This window comes from Pedobacter sp. SG908 (assembly GCF_011759615.1).
Classification (GTDB): domain Bacteria; phylum Bacteroidota; class Bacteroidia; order Sphingobacteriales; family Sphingobacteriaceae; genus Pedobacter; species Pedobacter riviphilus.
This window is the reverse complement of sequence record NZ_JAAOYY010000001.1, coordinates 1,560,564-1,573,133: the sequence shown is the minus strand read 5'-3', so window position 1 is coordinate 1,573,133 and position 12,570 is coordinate 1,560,564. Positions and strand designations below refer to the sequence as shown.

At 38.4% G+C, this 12,570-nt stretch carries 7 protein-coding genes; all 7 read right to left on the bottom strand.

Translation table 11 applies throughout. From position 1 onward, the window contains the following. Positions 1–2: 2 nt before the first annotated feature. A complete protein-coding gene (locus FHT21_RS06420; RefSeq protein WP_167293901.1) occupies positions 3–2,882 on the bottom strand; it encodes a SusC/RagA family TonB-linked outer membrane protein in 2,880 nt (959 codons plus the stop codon). Positions 2,883–3,478: 596 nt separating this feature from the next. After that, a complete protein-coding gene (locus tag FHT21_RS06415) occupies positions 3,479–5,314 on the bottom strand; it encodes a beta-galactosidase (RefSeq protein WP_167293900.1) in 1,836 nt (611 codons plus the stop codon). 111 nt (positions 5,315–5,425) lie between these two features. Then, positions 5,426–6,547 (bottom strand): glycoside hydrolase family 43 protein, encoded by a 1,122-nt coding sequence (locus tag FHT21_RS06410; RefSeq protein ID WP_208398880.1) that lies wholly within the window; start codon positions 6,545–6,547, stop codon positions 5,426–5,428. A 76-nt stretch (positions 6,548–6,623) separates the two neighbouring features. After that, positions 6,624–7,871 (bottom strand): DUF2264 domain-containing protein, encoded by a 1,248-nt coding sequence (locus FHT21_RS06405; RefSeq protein ID WP_167293899.1) that lies wholly within the window; start codon positions 7,869–7,871, stop codon positions 6,624–6,626. A 13-nt stretch (positions 7,872–7,884) separates the two neighbouring features. Then, entirely contained in the window at positions 7,885–9,018 is a 1,134-nt protein-coding gene (locus tag FHT21_RS06400; protein WP_167293898.1) for a glycoside hydrolase family 88 protein, read from the bottom strand. Continuing rightward, on the bottom strand, positions 9,018–11,189 hold the full coding sequence (locus tag FHT21_RS06395) for a family 43 glycosylhydrolase (protein WP_167293897.1): 2,172 nt from the start codon (positions 11,187–11,189) through the stop codon (positions 9,018–9,020). Before FHT21_RS06395 ends, FHT21_RS06400 begins: the two co-directional genes overlap by 1 nt. A 15-nt stretch (positions 11,190–11,204) precedes the next feature. Continuing rightward, a complete protein-coding gene (locus tag FHT21_RS06390; protein WP_167293896.1) occupies positions 11,205–12,530 on the bottom strand; it encodes a BNR repeat-containing protein in 1,326 nt (441 codons plus the stop codon). Between the last annotated feature and the right edge of the window lie 40 nt (positions 12,531–12,570).

Sequence of the window (12,570 nt, the reverse complement as noted above, 5' to 3'; positions counted from 1 at the left end):
GATTAAAATTTAACACTTAAACCACCATTGATAACCCTTTGAATGGGGTATACGCCTCCATTAGTTTCTGGGTCTACCCGATCAAATGAAGCACTTGTAAAGAGGTTTGTACCATTCACAAAAAATCTGATACCCGAAACTTTTACTTTATTAGTAAATCGGGATGAAATGGTATAACCCAGTTCAATATTTTTTAATCGCAGGTAATTACCACTATGCATCCAGAAAGAAGACACGATGTTGTTGTTAAAGTTGTTACCAACTGTAACCCGCGGATAGGTTGCAGTTGCTGCAGTGGCCGGAGTCCAGCGATCTAAATTATGTTCATATGCTTGTCCAAAGCCACCATTCTGAAATTCCCATTCACTATTGCCTGTTAACAATAAGTTTCTATTGGCAACCCCCTGTAGCAATACACTAAAATCGAAACCTGAGTAAGAGAAACCTATATTCGCTCCATAATAAATTAATGGTTTATCGGTACCTATCTTTGCTTGATCGAACTGATCGATTACTCCATCGTTATTTAAATCTTTATATTTAATATCTCCCGGAACCGGGGCATAACCCGCAATTTTGGCTGAAGCGTTAATTTCTGCCTGTGATTGAAAAAGCCCATCAGCAATATAACCAAACGGCTGTCCAACAGGCTGACCGGTACGGCTTTGATAACTGTATTCCCTAAATACTTCGTTCTGATAAATTACTTTTGATTTTAAAGTACTGGCATTACCAGAAACGAAATAACTGAATTTGCCTAAAGATTGCTGCCAGTTTAACTGAAGTTCAAAACCGCTATATCGGTTTATACCAATATTTAAGTTTCTAACAGCTGTACCAACAATGGTTGATAAATTCGGTGAAGTAAGCAGATCTGAATATTTGTTGTTGAAGTATTCGGCCTGTAAAAACAAATGGTTGTTAAATAAAGTACTTTTTAGCCCTAAATTTAACTTATCTCCTTTTTCCCAGGTTACATTTGGATTTGCCAATACATCCTGGCGTAGTGCAGAACTACTCGAAGCGCTGGTACCAAAGTAATACGAACTTGGGCTACCTACGTAAAATTGTTGGAAAACAAAATAACCAGCAGCATCGTTACCTGTACGACCGTAGCTGGTAAATAACTTAAGGTCGTTTAACCAAGATAACTTAGGCATGAACTTTTCTTTGGTAATTGTCCAGCTTAAACCTGCTGCCGGAAAAAATCCCATCGGCGATCCTTTCGGATACCTATTGGTACGGTTAAGACCAAATGCTACTTCTGCTGTATAACGCTCATCGAAACTGTAGGCTGCCCTACCTGAACCTCCATAATAATTCAAGCCAAGGTCTGGACCACTGTTTACATTATCGCTGGTTGCTCTAATCTGAGCATCAATTTGGTGCAAACCAAAATTTCTTTTGTAACCGATTGCCGCTTCCAGATATGATTGCCTGTTTTGATAATCTATTGAAGTACTATTATTCTGTGTGCCATTTGTACCGAAAACCTGATAAGTTGCTGTTGAACCTGTACCAGTTTGCTTCGAAACCGCAAAAGATTTACTTCTGTCTGTATTTTCTGATATACCCGAATAAAATGAAACCAATGCCTGTGCCCATAAGCCAGGTATCACATCATCCAAACTTCTTCTTAAAGTTAAATCCGTAATAATATCCCTTCTGTAATTTAAGCGGTAACCAGAGCTAACAGTTTGGGCATAAATATTATTCTGGAACTGTGTATTGCCTCCATAACTGCCATCGCTATTGAATACCGGATAAGCATTGTTTGGCGTATTGAGTATAGAGCTAAAAATATTGGCAGCAGAACTTCCAGGTTGGGTGTAATTCCCAATCCTACCAAAAAGATGCAGACCCAAAGTCATTTTTGAGGTAAGGTTAATGTCTACATTAGAACGTACCGTATAATTGCTAAAGCTGGTGTTGGTAGAATACTCATTCAGATCGCTCTCTTTAAACTGACCTTTTTGATTCTGATATTCTAAACCAACATAATATCTTGCTGTATTTCCTCCTCCGCGGAAATTAAGATCATAACGGCTAAATGCTGACCTGTTTTTCAATACCTGGTCCTGCCAGTTCACATCCGGATGACCAATAGGATCTGATCCTGTTCTAAATGCATCAAGATCGGATTGCGAGTAAACAGGCAAATCGCCACTATTTACCCTGGCCTCATTGTACAAGGTTGCATAATCAAAGGCATTTAAGGTTTTTGGCATTTTTAACGGGCTCTGAAAACCAGTTTGAGCGGTTAATGAAATTTGTTGTGCACCAATAAAACCTCTTTTTGTAGTTATTGCAATTGCACCACCTGATGATCTCAGCCCCAGCATGGCCGTAGAAACCGCATCTTTAAGTACAGTAACCGATTCTATTTCTTCAAGATCGATCATGGTAAGGTCTCTTGGTATTCCATCAACCAAAACAATCGGATTTTGGCCCCTTAAAGATACCGATACCTCTTCGAGCCCCGGACGGCCACTGGTTTGATTGGTATATAAACCTGCTAACCTACCGGTTAAGGCATTCTTAACACTTGTTACGGTTGATTTAACAAGATCGTTATTGTATACTGCCTGCGTAGATGATGTTGTTAAGCTTGTCGATATTTTAATATCATTGGTTAGTACCACTTTTTTTTGCTGCATTACCATGATATTATTACCATCAATACGGATAATCTGATTTAGATTTCCATTGGCAACATACTCTTTCAGTAATTTACCGTTGTACTCAACGCGTATAATGTCATTCTTTTTCGAATTTAGTTTTGCTGTTCCGGTACTGTCTGTTTTAGTATTGTTCTTAAAGCTTATGTTTGAAACGTCTGCACCTAGTAATGGAAAATCGTTCCCATCTAGAATTGTAAACATCACGCTCTTAAGTTGGGTGGTATCTTGCCGGATTATTAAATTTCCTGGGTTTGCATAACTCTGAGTACCTAAACTCAGAAAGGCCCATGATATAAACATGAACCCTAGATTTTTAAGTGTTTTTTCTCCACTCATGATTTTATATTAGTTAATTGCATTGCACAACACACGTACTGTTTTTTAGCAAGTGGCTATTGGGCAATATGATGTTGATTTATAAATTAAGGGTACGACAAAGCCTTGGCTATCACATTTTCGCTAAAGTATGTATCGTATTATCCTAAATTATTTTAGGCTTGGAGGCTCAATAAGGATACAATTGAACTAGATTAGTAGTAAATATTTTTTCATATTGTTAATAGTTAGTTGAATATTGAATAGGGATGGATATTTTTAGGATAGATTTTAAAAAATGTGCTCAAAGCCATTAATCTGATCTGCTATAAAAATTACTCATGCGATAAAGTTTGGTTGTAACAAAGTAACCTTTTATTATGCTGCTAGAGTGAGGGGTAATACAGTAATAAATAGGGGTTAAATTGTTACTTTTTGTTAAATTTCTGCCTTTAACCCCTATTTTTTGATTTTTTAAACGTTTAATCTACGTTTAATTTTTTAAGCGTATTTAAAATTGGTTGATCAATTGCTTTCAAAATATTTTGATCAGGTTTAATCAGTTCTAAAACGGCAATATCATTTTTACCTTTTTTTAACCACTCTTGAGGGATATAAAGTGTTTGCTGTGGACCAATTGCCCAGTACTTCCCTAAGTTATGTCCGTTAACCCATACTACTCCTTTTCCCCAATCAGTCATGTCTAAATAAGTATCAGCAACGGTTGAAATCTGAAAGGATCCTTTCTGTAATGACGGTCCGTTTCCATTTGCTTTTGAAGGATTAGTAATGGTAATACTATCGTTGTTAAAAGGGAAACCATACATTGACCAGTTTTTAACCTCGGTACCATCAAAAGTTACTTGCTCGGTAATTCCTTTTTTATTTTCTAACAAATACTTTCCAAAATTTACCCGCCCCATATTCTCAACAAAAATATCAAGCTGTACCTCTCCTGCCGGAAGATCTAATGTTAATGTATTTTGGTTTAGCCTGCGGTCTAAAATCCCTACCCTTTTTTGATTGATAAAAATGAGGGCATAATCGCGCAATTGTTTAATCTGCAGTTCGCCTTTTTTCCCCCCCTTAATGATAGTGCGGTACAATACGTAACCATAATCTTGTTTAAGATCTTCGAAAGTTAAGGGCGTAATATTTTTCACAGCTTTTGGCAGTGCATTAAACAAAGCTACTTTACTCCCGAGTTTAAAAGGTGCAATTGCTATGCTAGGTTTGGCAGCTGCTACTACTGGTAAGTTTTGCCCTTCTGGAAGGTGTTTTTCGATTACCGCCCTAAACTGCATAAATTTATCGGTAGCATTACCCGCTTCGTTTAAAGGTGCATCATAATCATAGCTACTGGTTTGTGGCTCGTAAGGTGAAATATCCTTGTAGTTAGCTCCATTCATAAAACCGCGGGTGGTACCTCCATGAAACATGTACATATTAATCGAAATACCTGCTGCCAGAACCGAATCTAACCTGTTTGTATATTGTTCTGCCGGAACAGTGTGGTGTGCCGTTCCCCACCAATCGAACCATGCAGGGTACCATTCTGCTATAAAATACGGTCCTTTGCCCTTATGATTCTCATTTACCAACTGCCTAATTTTTGCCGGATTATCAATCCCGTTTAGTGCTGGTAGTAATCCATCTAAATGTCCGTCCTTTACATCTGCTGCAGGATCGCAGGTATAAAGCAATCCATCAAATCCAGCCTCAATAAACATTTTTCGATTGATATCTAAATAGTTTTTATCAGCAGCGTAAGAACCATATTCGTTCTCTACCTGTACCATAATGATGTTACCACCATGATTAATCTGCAATGGGGCCAACTGTTTCCCTACTTCAACAATATACTTTTTATACTCTTCCAAATATTGTTTTTCGGTACTTCTTACCACAAGACCTTTTTCATTCTGAAGCCAATATGGATAACCACCGAACTCCCACTCCGCACAAACGTAAGGGCTTGGTCTTAAGATAACCCAAAGGCCTTCTTGCTGGGCAATTTTAACAAATTCGGCAATGTTGTTGTTCCCCGAAAAATCGAATTTTCCTTTTTGTGGTTCGTGCAGGTTCCAGAATACGTAGGTACCGATGGTGTTTAGGCCCATTGCTTTAGCCATCTTCATACGCGCCCTCCAGGCCTCTTTGGGCACACGTGGATAATGCAGCTCACCAGAGATAATCTGAAAAGGTTTGTCATCTAATAAAAAGTTTGTTTCTCCCAATTTAAACGTATGTTTAGCTTGCTGGCCAAAAGCCGATAAGGAGAAACATATCGCCACTAACCATAGTAATTTTACTTTCATCTTTTAAAAGTTGTTTTGAAGACGATTGAAATTTTGGGCAAAAAATCCCCATTTTGCGTATTTTTACGCAATCCATCATCCAGGTTTATATAAAAATTTTGCTTTTTTTTCCTACTTTTTAAACACGCTCAGATCCCATTCGTCTGCCCAGTTTATCGAAATTTTATCGTTCTCAAATTTGATTGGCAGCCATAAATAACGGCCATCAATGGCGTTTTTTGGTTCCCATTTATCTGCCATAAAAATAAACTCTCCTTTTTTACCTGGTACAGGTAATACATGTGTACTCTGCCCGCCATAGGTTAGCTTAGCTCCTTCACCCTGGCAGGGATTCCCCATGTAAGTCCAAGGCCCCCAAATGGAGTTTGCTTTGAACCATCTTGCCGGATTTGGCGCCCAGCCTGTACAGCCCGAACCAATCATGTAGTAAATTCCGTTTTTCTTAAACAAAGCTGGTGCTTCTGTTTGTTGCCCCACATAAATTCTGATAAATTTTCCGGTATGCCCTAAATAATCGGGGGTTAACTCAGCCAAATGCAGCGTAAAATTCTCTTCTGAAGAGAATACATGATAGGCTTTTCCATCATCATCTACAAAAACGGTCATATCTCTTGCCATTTGCCCACCAGGTAAATCCCTACAGAAAAAGCCATCACTTTTATTGGCTGGTTGCTGGCAGTTTACCATATCCTTTTCTGCTGTTCCGGCCGGATAGAAAGGCATTTTCTCTGGATTTGGACGATAACTTCTGATAAAAGTATATGGTCCGGTTGGACGGTCGGCCACTGCAACACCCGATCTTGCTGCCGCATAACCCTTGCCTAAAAGCTCTAAGTGAAACCACATTACAAACTTTTTGGTTTTCTTGTTGTACGCCACTTTCGGACGCTCTAGAATAGCACCTTTGGCAATATCACTTTTCAGATCTTCGGAAACCGGAAGCGCAATGCCTTCATCTTTCCAATTGTATAAATCTTTCGATGAATAGCAATGCACGCCTACCTGCGCCGTGTTTCCTTTTTCACCTTCAATTTTATGCTCACCAAACCAATAATAAACTCCTTTATATTCAACGATTCCGCCACCATGAGCATTGATGTGAACACCTTTATCGTCCTTCCAGATTTTACCCGGGGTAAAAGAAGTATAAGTTTGCTGTGCAGAAACATAACTGGTTAAGCTCAAACTAAAGGCGATAAATCCTAAAACAAAACTGATTCTCTTATTCATCATTTAATCAAATAATTTTTTAACGTTATAAAGAAGATAATTTACTTACATCTTTTTTAATTGTATAGCTAGCTGCTATTTATTTTAAACTGGCACTATGATCGTTTTCAAAATTCTCACCGCTCCAGATCTTTTGCGCACTCCATTTTTCAGCAGGATTGGCCCAAAAAGGATCACCTTCTGGCAAACCTAAAGGCAAAAAGATATTCGATGCAATGTATGGACTACCCTGGTTGTTATAGAAATCGCCAAGATTTGGCTGATCACCATACAAACCAATGGTTAACCAACCGTTTTTATAAGTGCTTGGACTCTCTAAAGTTTTTTTGATTACAGCGGTTAATGCGCAACGTACCTGAGCCGGACTTAACTGTTTTGGTAATGCTTTTCTCCAGGCCATATCGGCTAAATGATGAAATGCAGCACCACGGTAAATAATCGAACGACCAGTTGCAGGATAAGTACCATCAGCATTGATTAATCTTTCCTGAATAATGGCATATCGTTCATTACGCTTTTTAACCTTTTCGAACATTTCTTTATAACTGTTCGTTTTAGTACCAATAATATTGGCCAAGGTAGCCAGGTAAGGATGGATAACATAACTATTGTAATAATCGAAGGCGAAAGATGTTCCATCAGTATACATTCCATCACCTGTGTACCATTGTTCCATTTGTTGCAGGGCGTAATCAACACGCATAGGATCCCAATTATATCCAAACCTGGCCAGAAAGGCTTCGTTCATGGCTGAAAATAATAACCAGTTAGAAAAAACAGGTTTGAATCTCCTGGTTGTCACAATAGATTGCATCATCAGTTCCTGGTTTTTCTTATCCAGGTTTTCCCAAAGCCACGGTGCGCGTACCAAAGCCAACGCGATATAAGAAGCATCTACCAGTTGCTGCCCACCGATATCGAAAGTCATAAAATCTTTGGCATTAGAATCCAATGCATTTTTTAATCCTTTAATAGCCCACTCGCGGTATTGTTTCCTTAAAGCCACTTCTTCTGCCGAACCTCCCTCTAGCTGTAACCACGGTGCAATACCGCTTAAAACTCTACCCAAAACCTCAACATACTGTACTTTAATGCGATGTTCTTTATTATCAATATGGATAGAAGTGACTTTTGGCATTGCAATACGTAGGCTGTCTTTAGCCAGATTATACAAAACTGGTTTTACCATCTTGTCCATCTGCTGCAACCAAAACTGCCGATCGTTTAACACTACATTTTTTGGGGCTTTGCTCTTTTTTTGAGCAAAAGCAGTTCCTCCAATCAATGTAATGAGTAAAGTTGTAATGTAGATATTTCTTAATTTCATTTAGTGTTAAAATTTAATTTTCGTTTGATAAATGGCGATACATCTCACATCCAGCCAATAAAAATGCGCCTACACCAAAATTCGCGGTAGAATTTGCATCAACCACCTGGCCAGGGATAGCTTTCTCACCTATCGGCTGTACATACCCCAGTTTACCATTAGGTTGTAATGCTGTTTTAGTTAAATATGCCCATGCGTTTTGTGCTGCTGATAAATAGCTTTTTTCTTTTAAATAACCATTGTTTATCCCCCATAACAAACCATAAGTAAAAAAGGCTGTCCCGCTTGTTTCAGGTCCTGGCGCGTGTTGCGGATCGAGGATACTTCTCGTCCAATATCCTTCTGCCTGCTGGCTTTTAACAATTGCTTTGGCCATATTCCGATATTTTGTTAGGTATTCGTTACGGTGTGGGTCTGAAAGTGGCAAATCTTTTAGCACTTTCGCCAAACCTGCAAACACCCAACCATCTCCCCTTGCCCAAAAATCTTTTTTGCCATTTACACTCTTGTGTTTAGGATAAACGTATTTAGCATCTCGGTAATAAAGTTTTTCCTTTTTATCGTACATAATGCTGTTGGCATACATAAAATATTCGTATAGTTTATCCAGGTATTTTTGATCGCCACTTACTTTATAAAGTTTGGTCATAACAGGCATTACCATGTACAAACCATCGGCCCACCACCAATAATCATTATTGGGTGTACTCATTTCGTATTGCATTACCTCTTTTGCCCTTGCAATTTTATATTCTTCAGGTTTTAAGTGGTATAAATCGATATAAGTCTGAAAGCAGATCTGCCAATCGCCAAATAGCACATGTTCATCCGTTTCGCCATATTTATATTTCCAGTTGGATTTATCAGTTGATTTTGCACCCATCCATTGGTTATGAACGGCCCAATCTTCTGAATATTTACGGTAAGCTTCGTTTTTGGTAATGCTGTAAACTTCCATATTTCCGGTATGGTAAGCAGCATGATCCCAAAAAGCACGTACTTCGGGTTTATTGTTGCTTTGCCAGTAGGTATTTGTACGGTCGATCATTTCGAGCACTTCCTCTTTTGAAGTTGAAGTTTGTGCATTTACAGCTGTGCAGCTAAAAAACAACAATAAGAAAAGCGCTTGATATAATTTTAAATTCATTAGTGTATCGGTTTAATGCCTTTTACAGTTGGTATTACAGGTTTAATGGTTCCATCAGTATTAAATTCCATCTTATCGATGCAAACTTCACGGTTGTAGCCTGCAGCACTTCCCATTGAGATTCCTTTTGGTCGGGTAAAACGATGGTAAACCATATACCATTCATCTTTTCCGTTAACTTTAATTACGCTGTTGTGTCCAGTTCCATAAATACCTTGCGCTACATCTTTTGCCAGAATCAGATTATTTTCTGGAATAGTTATTTTTCCTGTAGGTGAGTCAGAAAAACCATATCTTACTCTGTAATTCTCGCTTCGGGTATCATCTTCCGACCATAAGAAATAATACTTTCCATTACGGTAAAAAACTTCGGTGCCTTCTCTAAAACTTTTATCTGGAGTTATCATCTTAATCGCATTGGTATCAATCGAAATCATATCATCATTTAGTGGTGCAACAACCATGTAGCCATTACCCCAGTACAAATAACTTTTGTTGGTTTTAGGATCGTTAAATACATCTGGATCAATCTCCTGACCATCTTTTATTCCTTTTGGTTTGCTCGCAATTAAAGCCCTTCCACTATCCTCAAACGGTCCGGCCGGATTATCGGCAATAGCAACGCCAATTTTCTGTGCAGCGGTAAAATAATAGTAATACTGATATACTCCATTTACTTTCTTTTCGATAATGGTAGGTGCCCAGGCATTCCTTTTTCCCCATGAAACATCTTTTTCAAGGTCTAATATTTTCCCTTCATCTTTCCAGCTAACCAGGTCGGTTGAAGAAAAACTCTTAAAATATGTACCGCTCCAGTTATTAAAACCATCACTGGTTGGATAGATATAATACTTTGAAGTTTTATTGGAATATAAAATTTCAGGGTCGGCATAATAGCCTTTTAGCACTGGGTTATTGGCTACTTCAACGCTAACCTCGTAGGTTTTAACTTGCTTACCGGGAATGTTCACCTTAATTTTTACAGGGCCTTTAGTAAAATCCAATTTTCCTTTTGGTGCGATACTGATTTGATTAAAGGTATTAAACTGCGGATCAAAAGCCTTTAGATCTGTACCATAATTTACAGGTAGATAAAGTTTCTGTTTCACACTATCCAGAACAACGTTATTTTGGTTGATTGCCTTATTTTTTGCGGTGTGTAGAACAGACTCGACTGTATACCACTGTTTAAGCAGCCGGCTTAACTCTTGCTGATTAATCGGCAAAATAGTTCCATGCCTAGGATGAAAATCCATTGTAACATCTTGATCTACTACACTGAAATTTGCCAGGTCTTTGCTTTTGGTAAACTGGTAACGGCCTTTCATATATACATCATACATCAGAATATACTCATCACTATGATTCAACTTAAAAACGCCCGCACCTTCTACCGCTTCTTTGGTCTGCTGCAGGTATTTATTCTGTAGTACATAACCTTCTGTTAGTTGATTAGAAATTGCTTTTTTAATACCATTGCCATTACCTTCTGTTTTAAAGAACAGATTGTATTTCCCTTTATCGTAAATAATGTCGCCATCAATACAAGAGCCATTGGTAGGACTAAAAAAGAGTTGCTTCGGGGTAGTCTCTAAGTCGGTAAAATCAGCGTTTGCATAAGCATAATAGATTTTATCAGGGTCATCGCCATGCTTCATCGACCAATAAACCATATATTTTTTGACCGTTTTATCGTAAATGGTCTGCGGCGCCCAAACGCGTAACAGATTTTCGTTATTTGGAAAACGTTTTTGAATATTAACAACTGCTGATGTCCAATGGATCAGATCATTTGATTTAAGCAATACCATTGCCCTGTTCGAGTTCCAGCCATTGGCCGAAACCATATCTGTTGCTACCATGTAAAAAGTTTTGCCATCTTCGCCACGCAAAATATGTGGATCGCGTATACCACCAGTACTGCTGATCTTTTCTGAAGAAATAATTGGATTATTATTGTTTAATGCTTTGTAATGGTAGCCATCGGTGCTCACCGCAAAACGTATCGCCTCTTCTGCTTTACTGTTTCCGGTAAAATAAGCAAATAAATAAGCTGTATTTTCTTGAGCGATCTTAGCTGTTTTTTTGCTTTGCGCTTTTACCATATTTATTGATAACAGGAACAAAACAGCAAGTAAAGAAAGGCTATATTTTATAATGGGATGTTTCATTTTAAGGTTAATTCGCTATTTATTTTTTGGTTTCCAGTCTAAGGCTTGCACAATTGTTGGTGCCTGGTTAGCCTTTCCTTCTCCGTCTACCTGAGTAACATGCTGTAGAAAAAGGCTTAAAATTCCTTTGCTTTTCCAAAGCTCAGTATCGTAACTAGGCTCCCAATCGCCAACGCTTTTTTGAGTAAGGTCTTTAATCTTCCAATTTCCTGCTCCAAGCTGATCGTTCAACGCAATTGAAACTTTGTTACCTCGTTCAGCATCTCTAAACAACAATCCTGCGGCATAATGTTTCCCATTTGGCCAAACGATAATCTGTGGCCGCGAAATCGGAATCTGTTTGGTACCTCCTCCACTTAAACTAAAAGCTGTTTTTCTAAAATTAAGGTTGCTTACTTCCCAATGGTTATCTGTTTTAAAAACCAAGTGATATTGCGGTATGGTTTCGTTCATATCTCGCCAATAACCAGCAATAAATACATTACCCTTGGCGTCAGCAAACATTGATGTTTGGTTGATCAGCTCACTTTTTTGCTGAATTTTAAGTGCATATTCTGCATTATCGGCAGTAATAGGAAGGCTATATTTTTCATTGGTAGATTTTAACCAGGTTAAACCTCCATCAGTAGATTTAGCATAACATAAATCATGGTTACTGGCTACATCAGGGCTTTCGCGCCACACCCACGATAAATGGATGGTTCCAGCCTGATCTACTGCAACCTGCCAATATGCATTTCGTTCACCTTCGCCATTAATCATTCCATCCTGCACACGTGTCCACTTTTTGGTCTTCAGGCTATAACGGTTTATCATCAGGTTTCCATTTCCAGAGCCACCATCGCGGTAAAAAAACAATAAATCGCCATTTGTCAACTTATAAAATTCAGGGTAACTGACTTTATTTTCCTTTGCAGAAAGCATAACGGCCTTATCTCCTAAGGTTAACGAACCTGCTGAAACCGATTTAGCATAATTTAAATTGTTGTTATGCTGGCCCCAAACAATATGGAGGAAACCATCGCCATCTATCATGATGCTAATCGATTTATGGGCGTCGGTTGCATCACCTTTATAGGCCGTAGTAACTAATGTCCAGCGGCTTGACCCAATTTTACGTTTGGCTAATACCACATTTTGTTCATCATCATAATAAGCGGCGTACTGGCTACCTTTAAAACTGATTAAAGAATTTTTACGGAAAATAACAGTATTTACAGAGTTATTAGCCCAGCCATTACTGGCAATGGTACTCAGTTGCGTTTCTTGCGCAACACTCATCAGGGTGATGCCGATGAATGTGCAGATTAGAAATATACTTTTATTTAGTGATTGATACATTATATGGTTTAGGCTGCTCAGTCGCTTACACTTGGTAAAG